This is a genomic window from Deltaproteobacteria bacterium (assembly GCA_019308905.1).
GTDB lineage: Bacteria > Desulfobacterota > BSN033 > WVXP01 > WVXP01 > JAFDHF01.
This window is the reverse complement of record JAFDHF010000059.1, coordinates 1-25871: the sequence shown is the minus strand read 5'-3', so window position 1 is coordinate 25871 and position 25871 is coordinate 1. Positions and strand designations below refer to the sequence as shown.

22 protein-coding genes and 1 riboswitch are annotated in these 25871 nt (G+C 54.7%); of the genes, 14 read left to right on the top strand and 8 right to left on the bottom strand.

Translation table 11 applies throughout. From position 1 onward, the window contains the following. The 6 genes from moaC to JRJ26_16210 all read right to left on the bottom strand — a co-directional run. Positions 1-158: cyclic pyranopterin monophosphate synthase MoaC (gene moaC, locus JRJ26_16235; GenBank protein ID MBW2059038.1), on the bottom strand; the 158-nt coding region annotated here is incomplete at its 3' end. A gap of 36 nt (positions 159-194) precedes the next feature. After that, the gene (moaA, locus tag JRJ26_16230) at positions 195-1184 is read right to left on the bottom strand and encodes a GTP 3',8-cyclase MoaA (protein MBW2059037.1); all 990 of its coding nucleotides are present in this window, start codon (positions 1182-1184) and stop codon (positions 195-197) included. Between the two features lie 24 nt (positions 1185-1208). Then, entirely contained in the window at positions 1209-3134 is a 1926-nt protein-coding gene (locus JRJ26_16225) for a molybdopterin biosynthesis protein (protein MBW2059036.1), read from the bottom strand. Positions 3135-3180: 46 nt separating this feature from the next. Further along, entirely contained in the window at positions 3181-4419 is a 1239-nt protein-coding gene (locus JRJ26_16220) for a molybdopterin molybdotransferase MoeA (GenBank protein MBW2059035.1), read from the bottom strand. Between the two features lie 55 nt (positions 4420-4474). Further along, positions 4475-4602: riboswitch (molybdenum cofactor riboswitch) on the bottom strand. Between the two features lie 410 nt (positions 4603-5012). Further along, the gene (locus JRJ26_16215; GenBank protein ID MBW2059034.1) at positions 5013-6341 is read right to left on the bottom strand and encodes a saccharopine dehydrogenase NADP-binding domain-containing protein; all 1329 of its coding nucleotides are present in this window, start codon (positions 6339-6341) and stop codon (positions 5013-5015) included. Further along, positions 6338-7687, bottom strand: a complete 1350-nt coding sequence (locus tag JRJ26_16210) for a hypothetical protein (protein ID MBW2059033.1) — start codon at positions 7685-7687, stop codon at positions 6338-6340. The genes JRJ26_16215 and JRJ26_16210 overlap by 4 nt, the downstream gene beginning before the upstream one ends. Before the next feature lie 404 nt (positions 7688-8091). Between JRJ26_16210 and JRJ26_16205 the strand changes: the two genes are divergently transcribed. Both JRJ26_16205 and JRJ26_16200 read left to right on the top strand, forming a co-directional pair. Next, positions 8092-8613 carry an L-2-amino-thiazoline-4-carboxylic acid hydrolase gene (locus tag JRJ26_16205; protein ID MBW2059032.1) on the top strand — a complete coding sequence of 174 codons (522 nt, stop codon included), beginning with the start codon at positions 8092-8094 and terminating at the stop codon, positions 8611-8613. Between the two features lie 17 nt (positions 8614-8630). Further along, positions 8631-9359, top strand: a complete 729-nt coding sequence (locus JRJ26_16200) for a type 1 glutamine amidotransferase (GenBank protein ID MBW2059031.1) — start codon at positions 8631-8633, stop codon at positions 9357-9359. Positions 9360-9408: 49 nt separating this feature from the next. Here the strand turns inward: JRJ26_16200 and JRJ26_16195 are convergent, their stop codons facing one another. Continuing rightward, positions 9409-10296 (bottom strand): universal stress protein, encoded by an 888-nt coding sequence (locus JRJ26_16195; protein ID MBW2059030.1) that lies wholly within the window; start codon positions 10294-10296, stop codon positions 9409-9411. A gap of 337 nt (positions 10297-10633) precedes the next feature. On the opposite strand from JRJ26_16195, the gene JRJ26_16190 reads away from it, so the two are divergent. The 3 genes from JRJ26_16190 to JRJ26_16180 all read left to right on the top strand — a co-directional run bounded on the left by JRJ26_16190 (position 10634) and on the right by JRJ26_16180 (position 13913). After that, positions 10634-11791: a TraB/GumN family protein gene (locus JRJ26_16190; GenBank protein MBW2059029.1), complete on the top strand. Its 1158-nt coding sequence runs from the start codon at positions 10634-10636 to the stop codon at positions 11789-11791. Positions 11792-11914: 123 nt separating this feature from the next. Continuing rightward, entirely contained in the window at positions 11915-12880 is a 966-nt protein-coding gene (locus JRJ26_16185; GenBank protein MBW2059028.1) for a radical SAM protein, read from the top strand. Between the two features lie 256 nt (positions 12881-13136). Beyond that, positions 13137-13913: an enoyl-CoA hydratase/isomerase family protein gene (locus tag JRJ26_16180; protein MBW2059027.1), complete on the top strand. Its 777-nt coding sequence runs from the start codon at positions 13137-13139 to the stop codon at positions 13911-13913. Between the two features lie 87 nt (positions 13914-14000). On the opposite strand, the gene JRJ26_16175 is transcribed toward JRJ26_16180, so the two are convergent. Further along, the gene (locus tag JRJ26_16175) at positions 14001-15443 is read right to left on the bottom strand and encodes a DUF2088 domain-containing protein (protein ID MBW2059026.1); all 1443 of its coding nucleotides are present in this window, start codon (positions 15441-15443) and stop codon (positions 14001-14003) included. 361 nt (positions 15444-15804) lie between these two features. Between JRJ26_16175 and JRJ26_16170 the strand changes: the two genes are divergently transcribed. The 9 genes from JRJ26_16170 to JRJ26_16130 all read left to right on the top strand — a co-directional run. Next, positions 15805-16917, top strand: coding sequence for a glycosyltransferase family 9 protein (locus JRJ26_16170; protein MBW2059025.1), 1113 nt, complete (start codon positions 15805-15807; stop codon positions 16915-16917). Positions 16918-17402: 485 nt separating this feature from the next. Then, positions 17403-18350 carry a glycosyltransferase family 2 protein gene (locus JRJ26_16165; GenBank protein ID MBW2059024.1) on the top strand — a complete coding sequence of 316 codons (948 nt, stop codon included), beginning with the start codon at positions 17403-17405 and terminating at the stop codon, positions 18348-18350. A 39-nt stretch (positions 18351-18389) separates the two neighbouring features. Further along, the gene (locus tag JRJ26_16160) at positions 18390-19382 is read left to right on the top strand and encodes a glycosyltransferase (protein ID MBW2059023.1); all 993 of its coding nucleotides are present in this window, start codon (positions 18390-18392) and stop codon (positions 19380-19382) included. Next, on the top strand, positions 19379-20905 hold the full coding sequence (locus JRJ26_16155; protein MBW2059022.1) for a radical SAM protein: 1527 nt from the start codon (positions 19379-19381) through the stop codon (positions 20903-20905). The genes JRJ26_16160 and JRJ26_16155 overlap by 4 nt, the downstream gene beginning before the upstream one ends. Continuing rightward, complete coding sequence (locus JRJ26_16150) at positions 20899-22176, top strand: oligosaccharide flippase family protein (GenBank protein ID MBW2059021.1); 1278 nt, start codon at positions 20899-20901, stop codon at positions 22174-22176. Before JRJ26_16155 ends, JRJ26_16150 begins: the two co-directional genes overlap by 7 nt. Before the next feature lie 3 nt (positions 22177-22179). Continuing rightward, complete coding sequence (locus JRJ26_16145) at positions 22180-23268, top strand: glycosyltransferase family 2 protein (protein ID MBW2059020.1); 1089 nt, start codon at positions 22180-22182, stop codon at positions 23266-23268. 138 nt (positions 23269-23406) lie between these two features. Beyond that, on the top strand, positions 23407-23820 hold the full coding sequence (locus JRJ26_16140) for a WxcM-like domain-containing protein (protein ID MBW2059019.1): 414 nt from the start codon (positions 23407-23409) through the stop codon (positions 23818-23820). Between the two features lie 149 nt (positions 23821-23969). Then, the gene (locus JRJ26_16135) at positions 23970-25070 is read left to right on the top strand and encodes a DegT/DnrJ/EryC1/StrS family aminotransferase (protein ID MBW2059018.1); all 1101 of its coding nucleotides are present in this window, start codon (positions 23970-23972) and stop codon (positions 25068-25070) included. Between the two features lie 403 nt (positions 25071-25473). Then, positions 25474-25871, top strand: a 398-nt coding sequence (locus JRJ26_16130) for a hypothetical protein (GenBank protein ID MBW2059017.1), incomplete at its 3' end; no start/stop codon positions are given.

Genomic DNA, 25871 nt, shown 5'->3' with positions numbered 1-25871 from the left:
TCTCCCTTTGCAATCGCTCTGGTTTGAATCATTTCGAAGGTTCGAGGGGCCATAGAGACCGTCCCCCGGACAACGGCCTCCCTGGAAGTAACTTCCTTGTGGCTTACATCGACCATCCTGGCCCTTCCTTTGTCATCAAAATGGGTGAGTTCGGTCATACCGGCCCCCCTTTCGAGACCTTGAATCTACCTGGGTCATCCTCCAATGGAGGACATATTCCGCTGGCATTTTCTAAAATAGTGGGTATTGATTGTATGTCCCCGAGGTTTGTTTTTCAGTGCCGTGCCGAGCAACTGGGCCAGCTTCCCGTCGTCGCATCCGTCCCGCAGATGGGACCTCAAATCGAATTCCCTGTCTGAGAAGAGACACGGCCGCAACTTCCCATCCGAAGTGAGGCGGAGGCGGTTGCACCACTGGCAGAAATGGCGGCTTATGGGGCTGATGAAACCGATCCTTCCCTTGGCCCCATTCCAGCTATAGGTCAGAGCAGGCCCGTTGTTGTTCTCCGAATGTTCTTCCTTTAGGGGCATGATGGTCTCTATCTTTTCCCTTATCTGGTCGACGGTGAGGACGTCTTCCGGTGTCCACGGCTCGCCCTGTCCGGAAGGCATGTACTCGATAAACCGGACGTGGAGGGGCATCTCCACCGTGAGACGGGCGAAATCGGCTATCTCATCCTCGTTGAATCCCCTTATGGCAACCACATTCAACTTGACCGGATAGAGACCCACCCGAAGGGATTCCTCAATTCCGGCCCAGACCCGGTGGAAGACGTCTCGCCTGGTGATATGGAAGAACTTCTCAGGCCTGAGGGAATCGAGGCTGATGTTTATGCGTTTGAGGCCGGCAGCGACAAGGCGTTCGGCAAATGGTTCCAGGAGAACTCCATTGGTCGTCAGGCTGAGATCTTCGACCCCCTCGACCCGGCCGAGACGTTGGATCAGATCCACCACTCCTCTCCGGACCAGAGGCTCTCCCCCTGTGAGGCGGATCTTCGAAATCCCGGATCGTGCAAAGACCCGAGCCACGCGAAGGATCTCTTCAAATGTGAGAATACCCTCATGGGGGATCAATTCGATTCCCTGTTCCGGCATGCAGTATCTGCACCGCAGATTGCAACGGTCGGTGATGGAGATGCGGAGGTACTCGATCCTCCGGTTGAAACCGTCGACAAGATCGGCCATAGTCTGGAATTTCCCCGGGATAGGTCAGTCCAACTCGACTGGTTCGCCCATCCCCGTAACGTCATATCCCCCGAGTTCCTCGACAGACCTCTTGAAACTCTCGGAGCGGATAACATCGAGCAGGGCCTGGATCTTCTCGTCATTGAAGAAGCAATCCGGAATCACCAGGTCATACCGTTCAGTGGTAAGAGGCACAAACCAGAGACCCTGGGCTCGGGCAGCGGAATAGATGCCGATCCCTACGTCGGCACTCCCCGAGAGAACCGCTACGGCGACAGCCATGTGGTTATACTCCTCCCTCTGGTAACCCCGGATTCCCTTCGGGTCTATGCCCCGTTCCTCCAGGAGGTGGTCGAGGAGCATTCGAGTCCCAGAGCCTCTCTGGCGATTGATAAAGACGATTCCATCGCGGGTCAGGTCTTCTACGCCTCTGATATTCTTCGGGTTTCCAGGGGCAAGGAGGAGGCCTTGCTGTCTGAAGACCAGACGGATCAGGTGCACCTCCTTACCCCTCAGGATCCTCTTGATGTAAGGGACGTTGTACTGTCCTGTCTCCGGGTCGAAAAGATGTACCCCCGCCAGATGGGCATTCCCCTTTGCGATTGCCATGAGTCCGCCCATGCTTCCCACATGCGTGGAGGAGAGGCTGAACCGGGGATATTTCCGGCTGAGTTCCGTTGCCAGCAGATCGAGAGTCAGGTCGTGACTCCCTATCATGATGATCCTGTCGATGATCTGCTCCTCATCACGAAAGAGCTCGACCTCGACCTCCTCCCCCTCCATGAGCCCCTCTGAGAGTCTGGGGATTCGAATTACGCCGTCAGCCTTGGACAGAGAGGTAATGGTACCGGCCCCCCGCGGCAAGGGGGTGGCGATCAGGGGAGAGCCCACCTTCCCCAGGGTTACACGGATGAATTCGTCCACGCCCAACTTCGAAGGAATCCTGGCACCGGTGATCGCCCTGGCCTGCCTCCGTGCCGACCTCCGCGAACAGAGAAGAGCGCCCAACAAAGGCCTGACAAACTGCTCGTAAGCTATAACGGCTGACACGGGATAGCCTGGAATCCCGACAGCAGGCTTTCCCTCCACCAGACCGAGGATCGTGGGCTTGCCGGGCATGATGCCGACCCCGTGAATAAGGATCCTTCCCAACTCGTCCAGCAACCTCGGTGTGAAGTCGTGTGACCCCACAGAGGATCCGGCGACCACCAGGACCACATCAGATTCCTTCGAGGCCTCCACGAGACCCCTTCGGAGAGCCTCGTAGTCGTCTTTCAGTATGGGAGTGCGCCGGAAAGCCGCACCGTCTTCAACAACAAGTCCCTCGAGCACGGTTGAGTTGAATTCGATGATATCCCCCCTACCCGGGAAGGTCCCAGGCTCCACCAGCTCGGAACCTGTTGGAATAACGGTCACCTTCGGCTTCCTGCGCACATCGATCTCCCAGACGCCCCCGGCCAGGAGCGCTCCAAGATCGTAAGGTGTGACCCGGTGGTTCTCCGGCAGAATCATATCCCCCACGACAAGGTCCTCACCCACGGTCCGCACGTTCTGCCAGGGGTGGACCGCCCGTTCAATCTCAACTGCCTCTGTCTTGATCCAGCGAAGGTCCTCGACCTTGATGACTGCATTTGTCCCATTGGGCAGGAGACCGCCCGTATCAACTGGATGAGCTTCTCTGCCGATCCTGAGCCGCAGGGGATGCGACTCTGAGGCCCCGAAGGTCAACTCCGCCAGCACGGCAATTCCGTCCATGGCAGCGGCCTGATAATGAGGGCAGGATATCCTGGCGAAGACAGGTTTGGCAGTGATCCGATGAAGGGAGTTAGCTACGGCCACCCTCTCAATCGCAGAGGCATGGAAATCCCTGATAAAGGGCTCCAGCTCCGAGAGAAAGAGGTTCCGCGCTTCCTCGAGAGGTTTCTTATGGAGATACCTCTGCTGTTTCATTCTACAGACACCCCAAGTCCGGATCAGGCCAATGTCGGCACTGCCATCAGAAGAGTAGAACCTCGACTGGACTGCCGTCTTCGAGACCCTCTGAATCCATGTCGATCCTGATCACGCCGTTTGCATTGACCATCGTAGAAATGGAGCCGGATTTCCCCAAGATCGGATGGGCAAGAACACGGCCCCCTGTCTCCTCGGTACGCACGCGGATGTATTCTTCCCTTCCAGGAGATGAAGCCACATTTCGAGTCAACACGGCCGGAACCCTCTTGCCCAGAGGCCAAGGATCACCCACATAGCCCGAAAGTCTCCAGATAAGGGGCCTCATGAACAGGTCGAAGACTATCATGGCAGAAACCGGATGGCCAGGAAGGCCGGCCACGGGCCGCGACCCGGTTCTGCCGATAACCGTCGGCTTGCCCGGCCTGATTGAGACTCCGTGAACCATGGTCTCTGAATCAGGAAAGGAGCCGATGACACGGGTGGTGAAATCCAGAGTCCCCACGGAACTGCCTCCGGATATGACCAGCATGTCTGATCCCTGGAGCCCTTTCTCACAGAGCGACATGAGATCTTCAAAAGAGTCACGGGCAACACCAACAAAAAGAGGCACCCCTCCTGCTCTTTCTATCTGACCGCTCAGGGAGTAACGATTGATGTCGCGAATCTTCCCCGGGCCGGGTTCTTCGGTTATGTCGACGATTTCGTCCCCAGAGGAGACGATGGCGACCCTCGGCCTCCTGTAAACCCTGATCCTCGATCTGCCGAGAGCAGCCGTGGCCGCCATATCCTGGGGGCGTATCCTCTGCCCCTTGGAAAGGATTCTTTCTCCCTTCTTGATGTCTTCTCCTTGTTCGATTATGTTCTCCCGTGGGGAGATGGCTTTTTTTGCCTGAAGAACGCCGTCGGCTATCGACTCGGCATGCTCTATCATCAATACCGCGTCTGCTCCCCGGGGGATCATTCCGCCAGTTGGAACCTGGACAGCCTCACCGTGGGAGACGACAAGATCAGTGGCATTGCCCATCAAGACCTCCCCGATCACCCTCAGCAGGGCGGGGTTGCTCTCAGAGGCTCCGAACGTGTCTTCAGCCTTGAGAGCGTAACCGTCGACAGTGGATCGGTCAAAGGGCGGGAGGTCCGTGGGAGAGAATACGTCCTCGGCTAGAATCCTTTGGAGGCAGTCACCGAGGTCTAATTCCTCAATTCCGACCGGCCCGAATCTCTCCAATAGGGAGTATACTTGGTCCGGTGTTTTCACATGAAAAAAGGCTTCGAACGGCAAGGGACTCCCCTCAAAGAAAAAAGACCAGCACCCGTGTTGGTACTGGTCTTTCCAGGTAGACCGGAGCTGCTCTCCTTTCCAAACACGGGAGGTATGGCCGTTTCCGGCCATGCCCTTTCGGCCGTCTCCCATGTTCGTCCTAAAACCCGAATTTAGGGAGAAGGCTCGGAGAAGAGACATAATATATCTACCCCATCCCAGGGGTAAAAGTCAATCTGCCGGATCTCCGGAGCCTGCTATATTGGAGAACACCCTTGTCCCCTCCCTCCTGAGCTCACGCGGTGACCCTATCAAGGTTCGCGGGTGGACAGTTCCTGCCCTTTCCCCGGGAACACGAATCACGAACACGAATCACGACTCACGAACACGACCTTTCCCCTCTCCGCTCACCTCCGGCGGGATGTCCCACCGCTTCCGCAAAGTCGTTCTGGAACGGAAGGTTTCCCGGAGATCGGGAATCCTTTGCCAAATTTCTGCGGTTTCTCCACTTTCGGAGAATGGCCTTGTCACAGGGGACCATACATCAGGGGCTGACCCCCCGAAGACCGGAGAATCTCTGGCCTCTGATGATGTGAAATGCGAGGGCGTGCCGGTCAGGACGCGGGTGTCACGGTTTCGATCCTTTCCGTGAACCTGATGCCCAGCTCTTCAAGTTCGGCCAGGATCGGCTCATAAAGCTCCGGGATGATCGGCCTGTGGACGCCGGCAAGTCTCACCTGATCCTGGAGAATCATCCGCACGGCGATGGCCGCCGGCAGCCCCACGGTTCTTGACATGGATGTATCGCCGTGGGGGATGCCATAGTCGATCAAGGATGAGGTGATCACCGCCCGATGATCCGGGTACTCCGCAGTGAACTCGTGCTGCATGATGAGCATATCGCGCTCACCCTCGGCGTACCGCATCTTGTCCTGCATCCGTGCCACGATCACATCCAGAGCCGAGCCCCGGGTTAGGGGAAGTGGTTCATCGGAAAAGAGGCCGAGCCATTCAAAGCTCTTGAAGGCGTGAGAATCCTCCTTCATGTCGAGCCTGCGGATAGCTTCCTTCCTGACATCTTCGGCCGGGACACCCAGCAACTTTGCGGTCAGTTCCTTGAAGGTGAGGTTGGACAGATCGATCGGTTCTTCGCTCAACCAGCCCGCCTTCACGATCCTGCTGAGGCTCTCGCACCAGCCCACATAGCGCAATGTGCCCCGGAAGATGGTTTCGGCCTTGGGTATGCCGTAGATCTCCGCATAAGGAAGGCTGTTGCGGTTGGGGTAGCCTTCGAGTTCCCCGAATCCCTCTATCTGTACCATCCAGTGATGGTCGAAGAGTTCTTCTCCAGGAACGTACATCTCCTTGCCGTTCTCCCGCCAGCGGGCAGGGTTCTTGCCCGCCAGGATGACACCTCGCGGGCTCCAAGAGAATTTGTAGCCCAGAGGATTGGTATTGGCCTCAGGTGCAGGGAGGCCACCACAATAGGACCTGAAACCCACGACGACCCCGCCGTCTTTTCGGACCCGATCGATGACCTTCATGGCCGACATGTGGTCTGTGCCTGGATCCACACCGACTTCGTTCAGGATCAAGACACCAGCTTTCCTGGCCTCACCGTCGAGTTGCTGCATGGCATCACTCACGTAGGAGGTGGTCACCATGGTCTTCTTCAGTTCGATACAGTGGCGGGCAACGGTGGGGTGATAGACATAGGGCAGCAGGCTGACAGCCAAATCAGACCCGGCAATCAACTCACGGAGTCTGGTCTGGTCCTCGGCATCTAGTTCCACGGCTGTGCCATTGGCCCGGCCCTCGACAAGGGCCTTTGCCTTGCTTACCGTCCGGCTGGCAACGGTAACATGGAAATCGGGTATGTTGAGCAAGTACCGCACATGTGGGCGGGTCACAAGGCCCGCGCCTAAAACCAGGACTCTCTTCATCTCTTTCCTCCTTGTGTCTTGTTACCGCCTCCCCTGCCGAGGAACCCCTCGAGGTACCGGTACGGCGGAGTAAGTTTTCCCTGGTGGAGAATGAGGGCCCGTTTGATTTCCGGTGGCAGGTCGAGCCGGTCAAAAGGAACCGAGAAGTCCGCCTGAGCAATGGCCGGAATATAGGTTTTCAAGACTCTGCTGAACTCAACGGAAGATTCCCTAGGTAACTCACTCGGCAGGATGTCCACCGCCATGACGACCGGTCCCGGACCCTGATAGCCCGGTCTTGTTTGGTCGGTCTCCGGGTCGTATACAAACACTGGATTGCCTGGATCTGTAGCCCTGACGGTCACCTCAACAGCGCCTTCGATGTCACAACTGATGTCACCTATGACCCTGAGCTTCGGGGAGCGCTTGTCCCTGTATGCCCTCCGCACATACTCTTTGGTGACGAGGCGGGGGTACATCTTATCCCAGTAGATGGCATTGACCAGGATAGAGAGGTGGGGGAGGTAGGCCTCGAATCTTGAACGGTATTTCTCAGGGTGTCGGTAATAGTCCTGAAGCTCGAATCGGCCGTCCGGCGCGACCGGTTCCACCATGTCTTCTTCTTTGAAAACCGTCTTGTAGAGCACATGGCGAGAGGCCTCGATCCCCACCCCGAGGCCGGCGACCTCTTCTGGAGCGATCTCCACAACGGGCAGACAAGCCAAGAGCTCCTGGACGCCTGAGGAGACGTTGCCATAGCCGGCGATGCCGACAACCAGAGGGGTGATCACGGCAGGCAGTCCATCGGTCTCGATCTCCCGCCTCACCTGTGCAAGGGCGGCCATCGCTTGATTCAGGTCTCTGTAACGGTGGGCCTGCCGGAGTTGCATGAACGGGTTTGGGATTCCTTCCCAGCGGAGACGCTGTCCATAAGCCCAGAAGGTATCGATCATCCCTGCGAGCCCCGCATGACGGCCGAAAAAGATGAGGCGCCGGCCCTGGTCATCGGTGACCTTCTCGTAGTCTATCAGGTTACAGCCGAGTTCCATCATACGTTGCAGCATGGCCATGTTGTGCGGCTGCCCCTTGATCACGTGAGCAAAGAAAACGTAAGTCTTGCCGGATTCAAAGATCCCAAGGGGGATCTCTTTCACGGCCACGATGGTGGAGGCCTCGGAGAGGTCTTCTTGGACCTCGACTCCAGCCCGAACGTAGTCCCGGTCTGTAAAGACGCGATTGGATGAAGTCTGAACGATGACTCTCACGCCGTAGCGAGCCTGCAAGTCCCGGGCATCCTCAGGTGTCAGGGGAACCCGTCGTTCCCAGATGCTCTTGTCTTCTCGTCGAACACCGATCGTAGGCTTCACGGTTCGGTCTCCATGGATTCATTCCAAGAGGATTCCTTTTGATCGGACAGATAGGAACTCCTCTTGGTTCAGCTTCCGTTTCCGGAAATTGCTCGGGACTGGGAGCCCTCATCCCCCTGGAGAGGTTCCTGAGGCTCTCCCATTCTAGCAATCTGGATCGAAAAATCAACCAAAATCTTGCCGGAGTCTTCCGAGCTCTCGATCGAGGGGTATTGTGATTTGTTGATCTTACAATGCGGGTGTCACCGGAAACACCCGTGGTTAGAAGCTGCGGCTCCTCTGTTTGATTTTGCCGATGAGATCCTGGTATATTCGGGGGGCGGAGCGGATATCAAGACCTCCGGGGAATCAAAGCGGAAGGAAGCGCACCGGCGGCTAGGGAGCTGGAATAGGGGGGGTAGAAGATGGGAAAAGACGGGGAGTTCATGTCCAGGTCTGAGGCCCTCTTGCAGGTGGAACGGGCACTTCGCAGGCTGGCTCTGCTCTATCACTTCTTCGCCAAGACCCTGGCAGAGGAGTTGGGGGAGAAGCGGGGAGCTGTGCTGACTCGGAAGGCTATAGATGCATACGGAACCCACATCGGGCACAGGGCCCGGCGCAGGGCGGAGGAACTGGGACTTCCCCTCACACCGGAGAATTTCGAGAGCGACCTCCCAGACCTTGCCTGGCAGACAGAGAGCGTGGTGATTGATGGCGAACAGAGGGTCCGGGTGCATCATTGCCCCCTTGCGGCCGAGTGGATCGAGCTGGGAGAAGCGAAGACGGGTAGGCTTTACTGCTTCGTGGATCAGGCCAAGATGCGAGGGTTCAACCCGGATTTCGACTATCTTCACTTGAGGAATATCCTCGAGGGTGACCCTTACTGTGAACTCGTAGTCCGCCCCTCGAGAAAAACGGATTCCGGCGAGAAACGGGGCGAGGAATAGTAAGTAGGGTATTCCTGATGAATCGAATCTTGATCCTCGACAACTCGATCGACCATGGAGTCTACCAGCCCCTTGAACACTGGAAGCCCCTATTGCTGTTTCCCTTCGACTCTTTTCGCGTCTCCGCAGGCGAGATGCCCGGATCTCTCGATCCGTACTCCCACGTGATTGTTACAGGTTCGGAAGCCTCGGTCCTTGGAGATTTGGACTGGATCCTCGCAGAGGAGGAACTGCTTCGCCTGGCGGTGGGAATGGGTAAAGTGATTCTCGGAAGCTGTTTCGGCCATCAGATGATTGCACGCTCTCTTTTCGGCAAGGAAACCGTGAGAAGGATGAAAGAGCCTGAGATAGGATGGTCGAGAATCAGGATCATAAGGGGCGATTCCCTGGTCGGTAGAGCGGGCCAGTACGTGCATACTTTCCTTCTCCACTTCGACGAGGTCTGTGGGCTGCCGAAACAGGAGGCGACAGTCCTGGCGCGTTCTGCCCGGTGTAGGGTGCAGGCCTTCAAGCTGAGACAGCGGCCTGTCTGGGGCATCCAGGCGCACCCTGAGATCGGCATAGTGGAGGGGCTCAGGCTTCTCGGCAGCCTGCTGGAAAATGATGAGCACCGCCGCCGGTACCTGGCCCGGGCAGAGCGGTCCTGCCCTCGGGATTCCGGCTGGATCGTCCCGCTGATGAGGGCCTTCCAACAGTCCCAGTCGTCGGCCAAGGTGTCCGAGTCTGATCCTCCTGTCGAGGGTTGATTCATTCACAACGGCAGATGGCCCGGGATACGGGAGAAACCCCTGGAGGTTAAGGCATGACGAACCTGAACCCTTCAGGCCTAATCGTCAAGACCGAAGAGCTCACACTCCGCAGAACACTTTCCGTGGTGCTCCCCAGAAGGGCATGGGGCAACCCGGTGCGGCCGTGGGTACCCATAACGATGAGATCGGTGGGATTCGACCTGATGAATCGGCGGATCGCCTCTGTGACCAGACCCCTCCGGATCTTGAACTGCCAGGAGAGACCCCGAAAATCAACCGAGCCTAGAAAGGTCTTCAGATCGGACCTGGCCGCACTGAGTTCTTTCTTGGGCATCACGGGCGGCACATAGGCTTCGGCAAATCCGGCATAAGGGATTGTGATGGGTTCGATCACGTGGAGAACGGTGATCCTCGATCCCAAGGATCGAGCGAAGTCGACGGCCGCATCAAGGCTCTGCTTGGAGGGCTCGGAAAAGTCGACCGGCACCAGGATGCTCGAGAACCTGGGAAGTTTCCTCCCCTTGACCACCAGCACAGGGCAGGGTGCTTTGCGGACGATCTTCTCTGCCGTGCTTCCAAGAATCACATCGGCCACGCCTTGCTTCCGCCTGGCACCGATGCAGACAAGATCAGCGTCCTCCTCACGGGCCGTCTTGATGATGGCAGCAAATGGATGGCCATAGGTAACGACGGTCTTGGTTCTTTTTGCCGTTTCGCTGTCAAGGGATTCCGCGGCTCGCTTCATTGACAGTTCTGCTGCTGCGCGCACGGATTCAAAAAACTCTTCCGTGATCCGCTGGGGCGTAATACCTTCAATTACGTGAAGGAGGCACACCTGGCTGCCGAAGGTACGCGAGAGAAAAGCCGCGGTTTGGAGAACCGGCTTCGGGGAGACGTCCAGATCGAGACCGACAAGAATCTTCTTCAGTTTCATAGGCTTTTGTTTTCCTCCGTCATTTTGGCTTTTTCCATGTCTTCCAAGACATCTTTGATTCTAGCCTTTTTCCAGGAAAATGGGAATATCCGTCGCTAGGGTTCCCCTGTTCTTCCGCCGGCCGGGGGCGGAAGGAGGACCCGTGTCAGATCTCTGGTTTCCTCTCGAATCCGGACCCTCTGGGGTTTCCAGATCACGGCCGGCTTGACTTATTCCCGACCTTGGGCTTACTTGTTTTGTCTTGAAGAGACCGGCCTTTTGGACGGAGGGAGCTGGAGCAGGTCTTGTGCTTGGAGAGGGTCTGGTCATCCCTTGTTATGAACCGACATGGAGTGCCATGGTGGACCTACTGAGTCGGCTGAGCTTTCAGGACAGAGAGATCATACTCATCGGGACTGCCCACATGTCAAAAGAGAGCGTGGATTTGGTTGGGCGGGTCATCGAAGAAGAGAGGCCAGAGACGGTCTGTGTCGAACTGTGTCGATCGAGGTATGAGTCGATCACGGAGAAGCGCAGATGGGAGGAGACGGACCTTCTCAAGGTGATAAAGGAGAAAAAGGCCTTCCTCCTCCTCTCGAATCTGATGCTTGCGAGTTTCCAGAGGAAGATGGGCCGTAAGCTGGGCATCAAGCCCGGTGGAGAAATCATCCGGGCCATCGAAGCGGCACGGCAGGTGGGTGCCCGGATTCACCTGGCAGACCGAGACATACGAATTACCCTCTCCCGAACCTGGCGTGTTATGGGGCTCTGGGCAAAGGCGAAGCTCCTTGCTCAGCTCCTCACATCGATAGGACAGATGGATGGTTTTGACCAAGAGGAGATCGAGAAGCTCAAGAGGAGGGATGTTCTTGAGACGTTGCTGGCTGAAATAGGGGAAACCTTCCCGGCGATCAAGGGGACACTCATCGATGAGAGGGACCAGTATCTGGCCTATCGAATAAGGACGGCACCGGGCAAAAGGATCGTTGCGGTTGTCGGAGCCGGACACGTTCCGGGCGTTCAGAAGTATTGGGAGAGGCCTGTGGACATAGAGGCTCTCAATCAGATACCTCACCGAGGTGTGCTGTGGGTTTTTTTGAAGTGGGGTATTCCTGCCCTTGTAGTGGGGTTGATCCTGGCCGGTTTTCTTACGGCCGGGAAAGCGGGGAGTAGGGATCTTATCAAATGGTGGATCGCAGCGAACGGCCTTTTGGCCGGCCTTGGAGCCGCGGCCGCCATGGGCCATCCACTGACGATCCTGTCCGCCTTTGTCGCGGCTCCACTGACCTCTCTCAACCCGATGATCGCTGCCGGCTGGGTTTCGGGCCTTGTGGAGACTCTTCTGAGCAAGCCTAAGGTAAGGGACTTCGAGGGGCTTCCAGAAGACATCTCATCGGTGAAAGGGTTCTGGAAGAACAGGATCACCAGGATCCTCCTGGTCGTGGTGTTCACGAATATTGGAAGCTCTCTGGGCACCTTTGTGGCCATACCGCTGATGTTGAGGGTACTGGCATAGTGAAAAGAGGCCCTCGGCCTTACGTTGTGGAAGGGCCGAAGGGTCATGAGAAGCTCGGCCATCCCCGGTGATCCATGTCGCATCCGGCGGGAAGGTGGCTGAAAGGAGCACTGACACAGATCGATGGGACTCTTGGAGATTGAAAGAAAGAGTAGGGTCCTGACAAAGGCTCGATTCGGCTGTCTGCGGGATGTCTACACGCTCAATGTGACCAAGGGCTGCGAATTCATGTGCTCTTACTGCTATGCCAGAGGTTATCCAGATGCCCCTCTTTCAGGCATGATCTACCTCTATCGAAACCTCCCGGAAAGACTCGCCCAGGAGATAGATAACCCAGGGAGGCGGTCTCCCGTTGGTTGGGTCGTACTCAACACAGCATCGGACTCGTTTCAAACCCATCCGGAGATCTTGGCCGTAACCTACCGGACCATGAAGGTGCTTCTGGAGCGAGGAATCGGATTCTCTTTCTTGACCAAGGGATGGATTCCGAAACGGTTCATCGATCTCTTCGCGGAGCATCCCCGCCTGGTCTGCGCCGGGATAGGCCTGGTCTCCACGTCCCCACGGTACAGGGAGATTTTCGAACCAAAGTCGGCCACCGTTGCCCAGCGTCTTGAAAACATCGAGAGGCTGAAAGAGAAGGGAATAGACGTTTTCGTTCGGATCGATCCCATCATCCCCTTCTATACAGACGATGAGGTCTCGATAAGGAGAATCTATGAGGCATTGGCTGCAAGGGAGATCAAGACGGTATCGTTGAGCTACCTCCACCTCAGACCAGCAATTCTGGAACAGTTGCAGCGGGAGTTGCCTCCAACCGAGTTCAGGGTCATCCGCAGTTGCTTCGAGATTCAACCCTGGAGCCTCGTGGGCGGTGTGACTCGAAGCAAGCTGATTCCAGCCCCCTTGAGGAGGAAGGGATATCAGCGTTTCGAGAGACTTTCCAGAGAGTTCGGGATCTCCCCTCTTGTCTGTTCGTGCAAGAATCCGGATCTCCCCGGCCACCGGTGCACTACTGGAATGCCTCTCGGCAAGACAAGACAGCCGGAAAGGGAGAAAGGACGGCAGCTCAGCCTCTTTTTGTGCTGAGGGCACGGATCCGGCCGGATGGGGGACGGAGGCTATCCTCGTACCGCCTGTAGGCATCACCCGTCCAACCGGTGTCGGCTTTGTGGGCACCTCTTGTTGCTTTGCTCCCGGGTCACAGGACGGTCCCACCCGGGTACACGGGTAAGGTCTTCTCGAGATACGTGGACTCCGGAGTAGACCGCGGCTTGACAGGTTTTGACCTTTTGACTATTCTTTGCTTCTTACATGGAGAAGGCCTGTCAGAAAGGAGAGAAGAGTGGAATATGAAACGATAATCATGGAGGTCAGGGACCGCGTGGGCCTGCTTACCCTGAACCGGCCCGGTGCGCTGAATACTTTCAGTACCAGGCTGGCCGTGGAGCTCAACCATGCCCTTGGGGAGTTGGACAGGGACCCCCGGGTTCGCGTAGTCATCATAAAGGGCGCTGGCCGGGCCTTCTGTGCTGGGATCGATGTGAATGAGCTCGCCGGGAAAAGTCCACTCGAGATTCGCGAATGGATAAGGTGCATGGACACCCACAATACGACCATCGCCGGTTTGAGCAAGCCTGTCATCGCGGCCGTCCATGGCGCAGCCGTGGCCAATGGATGTGGCCTCGCTGCTGCCTGTGACCTGACCATAGCCAGTGAGGATGCCCGATTTGGATTGACGGCCATAAACGTGGGACTCTTCTGTTTTGGACCGTCGGCGCCATTGTCGCGCTGTCTGGGCAAGAAGAAGAGTCTGGAACTCCTTCTCACCGGTGAGATCATCGATGCAAGAGAGGCAGAGCGGATTGGGCTGGTGAACCGAGTCGTACCCAACGAGAAACTGGATGAGTCCGCCATGGAACTCGCACGATTGCTGGCAAGCAAGAGCCCGATCGCTCTTCAAATGGGCAGGACTTCCTTCTACAGGATGTCGGACATGAGCTATGATGAAGCCATTGCCTATCTCGGCGAGGTATTCACCACCCTATGCACAACCGAGGACGCCAAGGAGGGTGTGAGTGCCTTCAAAGAGAAACGGGAACCCCAATGGAAAGAACGATAGCGTTTCACGGGGGGTTCCGGCCAACGGCGGAGACCTGATCCGAGCCGAGGGGGGAAAGAGGCCCGGGTTGTCAACTCTTGCTGTTACTCAGGTCTGCTCCACGTCGCAGATAAAACTCTCCTGCATCTCCGGGTAAGCGATGCTGCAGTCCTTTCCCAATAGGCTTTCCGCCCGGGCGACGGCATCTTCTACCGTCGAAAAGGGTTCGAACCCGAGCATGCGAGCCACCTCGAAATCGGTGGCACCAGCCAGAAAGACCTTACTCACGTATCTGAAGCCGTAAGCGCCCTGGCCCCACAGGATCAAAGGATGCACGCCGTGAAAGGCATAGCCGAATCTATACCTGTGGATGAACTCGGGCCGATGGGCATACTCCTCCGCGTGGAGTTCCCACAGTTCAAAGGGATCCCTCCTGTGAACCAGGAGCTTTTCGAACATTTCCACATAGGATGGGTACCTCTCGGCATCGAAGCGGCAAGGGCATGGGTGAACCAGGATTACGATTCCACCCTCCCGAACCAGGGGAACGTTCTGGAAAAGGCCGAAGCTGTATGACATCCCGAGGTTTCTCACAAGTATGGGATTGATGAAGGACATCTTGGAGTAAGGATCCCGGTTGTTGCCCATGCCGTAAACTACAACGTCGGACTGCCCTTTGACCTCGACCACGTGCTGTTGCTGGAGTATCTCAAGGGTCTTGGCGTGGGCCTCGGGCGGGTGTCCTGCGGTCACCTGTACGGCTTCCTGCGGCTGGGCATTGTTCATGGCTCCTTCGATTATGAGAAAACGCCGTCCCTTCTTTGCCAATTCTCTTTCGACCACCTGACCCATCTCGTTGATCAATCTCGGAAAGGCTGAACGTTTGGGATCCATTGTGGATTTACCCGAGGCTTTGGGGAAGGGACGGTGGTGATGACGAATGCTGCGATAGCTGCTCAGACCCACGACAGCCGATTTCCACCCGCCATTGAAATGAGACCAGGGGTTGCTGACATAGATGAACTGGTCGGAGTCCACGACGAGACGGTTCACCTCGACTTCCTGGCCTCTTCTTGTTTCACCCAAGAAAATCAGATTCTCCCTGTCCTCCGCGTCGTGATTGAAGAGCCTGCTGGGGCTGAGACGGTATGCCAGATCTTCTCCCAGAATGGCGCCCAACTCCCTGGTAGTCCATTTTCTGTGGAGCCCTACGGCGCACACCAGTCTGATGTTCTGGGAGTCTACACCCAGCCTTTCCAGCTCCTCTAAAACCACTTTGACTGCCACACCGCGGAAGTCCGGCTGTCTCTGGCTGGGAGCAAATCCGATAGGGTCGTCAAACCCGATGGTTACTCTGGAGTTGGGGCCCACGAGTTTGGAGAGAGGTTCGTGAGCAACGGGATTTTCCAGGGCTTCCCGGACAGACTGCGGGAGATCGGGGAGGGCCGGAAGGGGGGAAGCCGGAGGTCTGATGACCCTCGTCCTCTCGGGGAGACTTGCCGATATGGCGCCGTCACCGTATGGTATGGAGAAAACCCTTGTCCGAGGCATCGGTTCATCCTCCTCTGTAATCCACCGAATCGATGGGATGAATATAGGAGAGAAGGGCCTGTGTGTCAAGGGACTGACCTTGCGGCGCATCCAGAACAAACGAGCGGCAACCCCCGGCTGTCTTGACTGGCAAACAACTGCGATGGTACTTATGTTGCATGTGTAGTGCCGGCAGAGACGGGCTCGGGGTGCTTCCAGGGGTTCACCCTATGAGACCGGAGGAGCTTTGCGGTGCAGGAGGTGTTGCTGCCGGCATGAGCGGAAGAGTACGGGTGTCTCTGTGCTCCTGTCTGTCATTTCCGGACTGAGAGGGGCAGGGCATAAGAGCTCAAAGAACGGAGACCCGAAAAGGGGAGGGATTTTGAGACCTGGCTTGGAGGAAGAGAGAAGTATCAGGGGACGGTGTTTCGAGCGAATCCTGATGATCAGGTTGAGCGCCGTTGGCGATGTGGTTCGCACTCTGCCCTCCGTAGCGGTCCTCAGAAAGAATTTCCCTTCGGCCAGGATCACCTGGATGGTGGAGGAGAAGTCGAGTGATATCCTGTCAGGGCAGCCTGAGTTGGATGAGGTGATGATCTTTCCGAGAGCAGCCTGGACCAGGTCCTTGGCCAGGGGGCGGTGGTGGTCCTTGGGCAGGGACGTGATCGGGTTTGTGAGGGGACTCCGCCGGGAGCGCTTCGACCTCGTTGTTGACTTTCACGGCATATTGAAAAGCGGGTTTCTTTCTCTTTTGAGCGGGGCGGACGTCCGCGTGGGATTTGAGAGAGGTTTCTGCAGGGAGGGGAACTATCTCTTCAATAACAGGCGTGTTGCCCTGCTGAATGCCAGAGTCAGCCGGTTCGAAAGAAACCGGAAACTGCTCGAAGGTGTAGGCCTAGAGACCAGGGGTTGCCATCTGAGACCCTACGTAGCCCCCGAAGACCGGCGGTATGCTTCGAACTTCCTGAAGAGTAAGGGCCTTCTGGCAAGATACCCCTTGATAGCCATTAATCCGGGGACAAGTGAAAAACTCCGTTACAAACGGTGGTTCCCGGAGAGGTATGCTCAACTGGCTGACGGGCTTGTCAAGGATTTGGGGGCGTTCATCATCGTCACCTGGGGGCCCGGGGAACTTGAAACCGCGCAAAAGGTTCAATCCCTCATGGAGTCACCTGCCGTTGTCGCATGCCCTACTTCCCTCAAACAATTGGCGGGCATCTATGAGCATTGCCACCTCTACATAGGTAGCGATACAGGTCCCATGCATATGGCATCTTTAATGGGTGTGCCGGTGGTGGGGATATACGGGCCCACTGATCCGGTTCTCTATGCACCTTACAGCGGGACCCCGTCCGTTCAGGTGAGGAAGGAAGTCGCCTGCAGCCCCTGCCGGAACCGCAAGTGTGAAAAGCTGGACTGCCTCAAGGCGATCGGCTACAAGGACGTTCTCAAGGCTGCCAAGGACCTGCTCATAAAGATAAAAGAAGCTTCCTGAAGCACTTCTCTCCACTTTCGCCATCACACCCTTATCGTCAAGGACCGTGTGTGGAGCCCGCCAGGGACTTCCATATATCCTTCGGGAGTACATTCTCAACGGCGGCTGATCAGGATTGCCGCCTGAGGAAGCGTGACTTGACCTTTGCCCCCCATGGTGGAGGGACGGGAGTACTTGCCATCGGGGGTTAGAGGGGAGATGAGGGGATGATTGTCACCCCGGCGGGTATAAGGGTGGAGTTGCGCGGTGGAGCCTGAGATTTCAGGATAGTGGGTACTTGACAAAGGGGGAGGCTTGCCATAGTAAAGATTATGTTTATTGGCACAGGAGGTGGACTGCTTGCCGTCTAGGCTTGGGAGCGGAAGACGGGGCGCGCGGTGTTCAGGGGGATACGGCTGTAAGAATTCGGGAATCAGTTGTTCTCTATCGAGGATAGCCGAGGGGTGCTCAACCATGCCAGGTGGAGCCCTGGATACGTAAACCCTATGGGTGGCCCGATGCCATTGATCTCAGTGGTCGTTCCGGTTTTCTGCGAGGAGAAGAATATTCCCAGACTCTATGAAGAGCTCGGAAAGGTGGCGGCTGGCATCAAAGGCTATACATGGGAATATATCTTTGTCAACGATGGAAGCATGGACGGATCCTACTCCGAGTTGCAGAAGCTGGCTGCTGCAGACAAGAATGTAAGAGTCCTGGATCTTTCCAGGAACTTCGGGAAAGAGGTCGCTTTGAGTGCCGGGGTACATGCTACCTCGGGCCGTGCCGTGATCACATTGGACGCCGACCTGCAGCATCCTCCTAAACTGATCCCGGAAATGATAAGAAAATGGGAAGAGGGCGCTGATATAGTTGCCACGATAAGGAAAAAGAGGGACAGGCAACCCCTCATAAGAGAATTGGGTTCGAGACTGTTTTACTGGATAATCCGGAGGATATCCCAGGTAGATATCGCCTCAAGAACAACCGATTTCAGACTGTTGGATAAGAAAGTGGTTGACGCCTTCAGATCAATCACCGAAAAATCAAGGATGTACAGAGGAATAATCGATTGGATGGGTTTCAATAAGGTCTACATCGAGTTCGATGCAAATTCCAGGGAAAACGGGAATCCTACGTACTCATACAGGAAGCTGATCGGTCTTGCAATAAACGGAATTACGTCTTTTTCCTTATTTCCTCTGAAAATTGCCGGGATCATCGGTATCCTGATCACTCTTTTCAGTGGCATACTTCTTCTCATTATGTTCCCGGCCCGTTTTGTTTTCAAGTCGTCATATTTCTCGCCTCTCGCTATAATGGCTGTCAGCAATACGTTCCTTATCGGGATCGTTCTGATATGCTTGGGATTGATTGCTCTTTACATCGGTAATATTCATAACGAAGTTGTAAACAGGCCCCTGTATATTGTCAAGAATCGCCTGAATTTTGACTGATTGTGTTGCTAGGATGAAATCTAAAGGCGAGCGCTAAAAATGAAAGTCGATGTTGTTATTCCGGTGAAACAGATCAACAGCTATATCCAGGAGTCGATCCGGGAACTGTCGAAGCTCGAGTACGAGGATTACAGGATCATGGTTCTCCCGGATATCTCAAATGGAGAGTATTTCCCAAATGTCAGTATCGTTCCCACAGGGGAGATGGGCCCTGCACAGAAAAGGGATCTTGCCTTGAGATATTCGACTGCGGACATACTCGCTTTCATCGATGACGATGCATATCCGCGGAGAGACTGGATCAGGAATGCTGTCAGGCATTTTGACGACCCTGAAGTCGCCGCAGTCGGCGGGCCGGCTGTCACCCCTCCAGGCGATTCCCTGCTCCAGAGGGTCTCAGGAGCCGTGTTCTTGAGCCGATTCGGCGGTGGAAACCCTGAAAGGTACCGGCCCGTTGGGAAGGTCAGGAAGGTTGATGACTGGCCCTCGGTCAATCTCTTCGTGCGGAGGGATCTGCTCGGGCGAATCGGGGGGTTCAACTCAACCTATTGGCCTGGGGAGGACACGAAGCTGTGTCTCGATATCGTCAGGATGGGCAAGAAGATCGTCTATGATCCAGAGGTCTTCATATGGCATCACAGAAGAGAGGGCCTGATGCGACACCTGAGGCAGGTGGGCCGGTACGGCTTGCACCGGGGATTCTTCGCCAAAAAATATCCCGATACTTCACGAAAGCTGAAATATTTCCTGCCCACACTTTTGGTGATCTTTCTCGCCAGTGGAATTTCCATCCCCTTTCTTGGCAATCCCTTGATCGCGAGGCTCTGGCTCGGAGGCCTTGGAGTCTACCTTGCCACCCTCCTGGTCTCTTTTTATGAGATTCTACGGATCGAGAAGAGCCTGCCTGTCGCATTGTTGAGCCTGCCGTATATCTTTCTTAGTCATGTCTGGTACGGTATCCGTTTCTTCCAGGGGTTGGTGCTGGTGAGGAATTTGGCGAGTGAACTCAGAACCGGGAAACGAAGCCAGTGAAGATTGCCATCTCTTATCCGCCGCTTGAATCCGACAAAGGGGTGCCTCTTCTAAGCCAGAACCGACAGTTTCAGTGGTTCAGGGCTCCTACCTATATCTACCCCGTGGTTCCTGCTCAGGCTGCGTCGCTGCTCCGCTCCAAGGGTTTCGATGTGATATGGGATGACGCCATAGCCGAGGGGAAGAGCTACAGGCAGTGGCTTCGAGATATTCGAGAAGAGAAGCCGGACCTCATTGCCATAGAAACCAAGACCCCTGTCGTCAAACGCCATTGGAACATCATAAGAGAAATCAAGAATGGTGCTGGGGGCGAGTGGCGGCCTGCGGTTGTCATGATGGGCGATCACGTCACGGCTCTGCCTCTCGAATCGATGGAGAATTCGGACGTCGATTTTGTTATCACAGGAGGTGACTATGACTTTCTGCTTCTCAGTCTCTGCCAGAATCTGGTTGTGGAACCAGGGGGCTCAGGGTTGAGAATCGGTAATCCGGGGAACCTGGAACCCGGGATATGGTACCGCCAGGGGAAAGAGGTGAGAAACACCGGGGATTTCAAGCTCGATCACGATCTCAACAGTCTTCCCTTTATCGACCGGGATTTGACCCAATGGCGTCTCTATGCGGAGAAGAATGGAAACTTCAAATATACACCGGGAACCTATGTCATGGCGGGGAGGGACTGCTGGTGGGGCCGCTGCGACTTTTGCTCCTGGACGACCCTCTATCCGGGAAGATCATATCGGACCGTGACCCCGGAGCGGCATCTGGACGAGATAGGAAGGTTGATCGACCGATACCGGGTCAGGGAGATCTTTGACGACAGCGGCTGTTTTCCCAGAGGCGAGTGGTTGGAGGAGTTCTGCCGGGGTGTGATCGAACGGGGGTATCACAAGAGGGTGACCCTGGGTTGCAACATGCGGGTCGGCGGCCTCGCCGAGAGAGAGTTTCGTCTTATGAAAGAGGCGAATTTCCGTTTTATACTGATCGGCCTCGAGTCCGTCAGCCAGGACACCCTGGATAGACTTCACAAAGGCATCAGGGTGGAGCAGATCACGGAGACCTGTCGTATGGCCAAGGAGGCAGGCCTCGAGCCCCACATAACTGTCATGGTAGGTTATCCCTGGGAGACGAGGGAGGATGCCTTTGCAACCATCCGACTTGCCAGGGAGATGTTCAAAAGAGGCCACATCGACACTCTCCAGGCCACTATCGTGGTCCCCTACCCGGGCACCCCCATGTTTGAAGAGGCACGCAGAAAGGGGTGGCTGTTGACAGAGGACTGGGACCGGTATGATATGAGGGAGTCTGTATGGAAGAGCCCTGTGTCCAGCGACGAGGTCCTCAGGCTGACACAGGACCTTTACAAGGCGGCCCTGACCCCGAGGTTCCTGGCGAGAAAGCTGCTCTCGGTCCGCAACCTGGACGACCTGAGGTTTCTCTGGAGGGCAGGTCTGAAAGTCATGGGCCACCTGGCGGATTTCGGCAGGCAGAACCTTTCAGACGAAAGACGATCCGGATGCTGAGCGATAGATTCCTGAGGGCGGGTACATGGTTTTTTGCCGCCTCGATGGTGACGAATGTCTTCAACTATGTCTTTCAGTTGACTATGGGGCGGCTTCTTTCCACACCGGATTTCGGCCTGATGAACTCCCTTTTTTCTTTGCTCTTGATCACCAGCCTGCCTTTCATAACCATTATGACGGTGCTGACCAAGTATGTGTCTACCTTTGCCGTAGAAGGTGATTACGGCCGAATCAAATCGCTTTTCTTAAAGGCGTACAAGAACATTTTTGGCATCGCTTCGATTCTCCTTGCGGCCTTTGTCTGCCTGTCTTTCTTGATAAGAGATTTTCTCAGGATGGAGACTGTCGGGCCTATCATCCTTCTCGGGATTGCAGTCTTCGGGTCACTCGTTTTGCCAATCAATACAGCATTCCTGCAGGGGTTGCAGAAATTTCGATCGTTGGGTTTTGTCAGCGGAGCGCTTGGCCCGATAAAATTTGTTTCCTGTGTGGTCCTGGTCATGATGGGCCTGAGACTCAATGGTATCTTTGCCGGATTGATCCTGACAAATATTGCTGTATTCTTTATTTCCTATATGCCGCTGAGATCCATTATGGGTTCCACAATCTCTTCTGAATGGAAGCGGAACGATCTTCTCTCATATGCCGTTCCAGTCTTTGTCGCGAACCTCTCCTTTGCGGTCCTCACCCAAGTAGATCTCCTGTTTGTACGGCACTATTTCCCGCCTGGAGAGGTGGGAGTCTATGCATCGGCCGCGGTCCTGGGGCGGGCGATCATGTATCTTCCGGCATCCCTCATCCTGGCCCTATTCCCGATGGTGGCCGAGGCTGAGGCGAAAAATCAAAGCGCGGCCCACCTGTTGGTCAAGGCTTCGGGCTACACCATGGCTCTTGCCGGTACTGGGACCTTCATCTACGGTTTTTTCCCGACCCCGGTTATCACGGTACTTTTCGGTGAGAAATACATCCACGCCGAGGCGATCTTGGGCCTCTATGGTCTTGCCATGCTTCCGATGGGCTTGCTCCTGATCCTGATCAACTACAATCTCGCTCGTGCGAAAGTCCGGTTTGTCAATTACTTGTTGGCTCTAGGTATCGCTCAGATCTGTCTCATTCTGATCTTCCATGAGAGTTTCACACAGATCCTTTGGATAGTTTTCGGGTGCGGAACGGCGTCTGTGCTGATCGTTGCCTTCCACGCTCTTTTGGAAGACCATCCCACGATTGCACAGATGCGCCGATTTGTTTCAAGAATCTGCGCCGGCAGGTAGGATATGGATTACCCGAGCGTCAGCGTCGTGATCCCGACACTGAATTCTGAAAAGACTCTGAGATTCTGCTTAGAGAGCGTGGCCATGCAGGAGTATCCCCAGGAGCTGCTGGAGGTCATCGTGGTGGATGCCGGTTCAACGGACGGTACGCTGCGTATCATAGAGGAATTTCGAGTGGAATCTCAGGTGCGCACCATTCTCCTTTCAAATCCGCTCAAGACCGGCGAGGCCGGGAAGGCGGTGGGGGCCAGGGAGGCGAGAAATGAACTGATCGCACTGATAGACTCCGACAATATCCTCCCGGAGGCGTGGTGGTTCCAAAAGATGGTAAGGCCGTTTGAGGATCTGGAGATCTTCGGCAGCGAACCGATTGAATACACGTACAGGAAGACCGATAATTATGTAACGAGATATTGCGCTCTTATGGGGATGAACGACCCGTTGTGTTACTTTCTCGGCAACTACGACAGAAAGAATTACATAACAATGCGCTGGACGGATCTGCCGGTAGTAGGCACAATTGTTGGCGAACACGGAGAGGTTAAAGGAGTTGGGGAAGTCAATTTTCTGAAAAACGGAGATAGATTCGAATACATCAGGCTGGAGCTGACATCGAATGCGGTTCCCACAATAGGAGCAAATGGTACTATATTGAGAAAGGATTTGCTGTTGAACAACTTGAAGTCTGAATATCTGTTCGATATTGATCTGATCTATGAACTAGTGTCGAAAGGTAATTGCTTTTTTGCAAAAGTTAATGTAGGCATAGTACATTTGTTTGGGAACAGCCTGAGAACATTTTATAGAAAACAGAGCCGTAGAATAGGTGATTACGTGTACTTCAGGAATATGTCAGTCAGATCGTACCCGTGGAGAGCTCACAGCAGGCAAAGGTTGGCGCTGTTTGTCCTGTACTGTGTGATCGTGTTTCCTCTTCTTGCTGAAGCGATAAGGGGGTTTGCCAATAAGCGTGATCCGGTGTGGTTTCTTCATCCGGTTTTTTGCTGGATTACACTTTGGGCCTATGGTTGGGGGTATCTGAAGGGCAGGGTTCTGAAGAAGGGGATCGACAGGAGCAAGTGGGGCGAGTGATTAGATGGTTCAAATAGATGAGTGAATCAGAAGGAGGATTGTGTTCCTCAGTGAGGATTACCCCCGGATGCGGCGGTGCTCTTTGAAATCTGTAAGAAATCATCGGGATTCGGTGGGAGGATTTGTGGGAGACTGGGAATGGATTATAGCGTATCGGAACTGGTGAAACACAGCGATGACCGCGGCTATCTTGTCGAATTTCTCGGAACCGATGAACTTGTCCAGGAGAATAGAGAATTCGGCCAGATATACTACGTGACGTTTCGGAATCGGCATACCATCAGGGGGAACCATTTTCACAACAAGACCGAGGAGTGGCTTGGCGTGCTCTTTGGTACTGTCATGGTTGTCTTGGAAGACGTTGAGACCAAAGAGAGAATGGTAATGGAGTTGAAATCGAGTGAAAACGAGTTCGCGAGGCTCCGAATAGGAAAGAGGATAGCCCATGCGTTCAAGTGTCTCAGTGATACTGCGATCCTCCTCGGCTACGCAAACAGACAGTATGATCCAGGGAATACAGACCGATTTCTCTATTTGCTCCTTGAGAAGTAGATCCGTGAGTTGTAAGAGAGGAATAAGGAATGGTATTCGGGGGAAGAGGTGTACTCCAAAATCCTTGGCAGCGGGTTCTCCGACGATGACGTACACGAACTTACCTGCGGATCCTGCTCCACTGACATGCTGTATGGTGAGGGAAGAAGATGGCAGTTCCGTTCTTGGACTTGAAGAGACAGTATGAAGCTATAGAAGAGGAGATCGAGGGAGCCGCTCGGAGAGTCTTCAAGAGCGGCTGGTTCGTATTGGGGGAAGAGCTCGAGAGATTCGAAGAGGAATTTGCGCGTTATTGTAATGCAAAACACTGTATCGGAGTTGGCTCAGGGACGGAAGCGATTCACCTGGCCTTGTTGGCTTTGAATATCGGTGAAGGGGACGAAGTCATTACCGTTGCCAATACGTTTATTGCTACGGCCCTGGCGGTTCAGTATACGGGGGCGAGACCTGTATTCGTGGATATCAAGCCTGGCTCTTACCATATGGACCCGCATAGGATAGAGGAAAAAATCACTGGAAGAACCAAGGCTATAGTGCCCGTTCATCTCTATGGGCAAGCGGCCGAAATTGACGAGATCGTCAGGGTGGGGGCCGAGCACGGGTTGAGGGTTGTGGAGGACGCCTGTCAGGCTCATGGGACGAGATACCAGGGGAGGATGGTCGGAACATTTGGAGATGCGGGATGCTTCAGCTTCTATCCGGGGAAGAATCTGGGTGCTTACGGTGACGGGGGAGCGGTGATCACCGATGATGATGCCCTTGCCGAAAAGCTGAGACTCTTACGCAACTACGGGCAGAGACAGAAGTACGTACATGTGATAAAGGGCCTGAACAGCAGATTGGATGAGCTTCAAGCCGCAATACTGAGGGCAAAACTGAAGTATCTGGATCTATGGAACGAGAGAAGAAGAAAAATATCCGCGCAATATCATCGATTGCTCTATGGTACGGATCTCGTGCTCCCTGAGATGGATGAAGGTTCCGCGTGGCATATCTACGCGGTGAGAACAAGGGAGAGAGACAGGCTGCAAGAGTATCTGAAGCAGAAGGGAATAACGACACTGATTCACTATCCTACGCCGATTCACCTTCAGCAGAGCTTTAGAGACAGGGGATATCGGGAAGGCGATTTGCCGGTAACAGAACGGTATGCCAAGGAGCTCTTGTCGCTGCCTATCTATCCAGAGCTTGGAGAAGATGGGGTGGAGTTGGTGTGCCGAAAAATTCGGGAATGTCTCGGATGCACGTGAAGTCAGACACAGGTTTTCTGATACTGGCTTGTTTTTTCAAGCGAAATCTGGTCGGCCTGGAGGCTCGTTTCGGTGAGTTAACCTAGTAGTTGGTAAGCAATGGGTTTCCTCCTACGTTGTCGGTTATTAACCCTCGACAACAAAGCAAGATTGAGTCCCATCTCTCGAAAGCGGCAGAAAAGAGCGAGTTTACAGATCGCCGTAGTCGAGAATGAACCTGTTTCAGCGATTCGAGAATAGACTCTCTGCATAGTCCAATGCTTCTTTATAGGACGGACAAGAAAGAGAATTTCCTGCAAAATGCCGAGTTGTGACCTGGATCGAAAGCTTGTGGTCTCGCTCATTCTGAGAGCCTCGCAAATGGCCGTCGTGCGACCCGAGAACACATAGAAGGAGTATCCAGATGAGCAGGAGACTGATTGCATTTATGAACGCATATACGGAAGGTATAAGTGGTGGGGATGCTTGTTTTGTTGAAATAGCCAAACGCCTGGTCAAGTACGACAAGATAGTTATAACTTCCATTCTAGGGAAACGCCTATGTGAGTCTAGAGGCTTGAAAGCAAGGTACTTGATTACAACCAAAGAGCATCACTTCGAAAATGTTATCTATACATATTCGAGACGACTTCTCAAGGCCTTATTCTTAAGAGTTGATGTATCTGAAGGAGACATATTGTATGCCACGTCTGATTTTATTCCTGATGTCATCCCAGCACTTATCAAAAAGATATGTAAGAGAAAAACCACATGGGTTCAAAAGATTTTCCATTTAATTCCCTCCGATCGAATTGTTCCGTA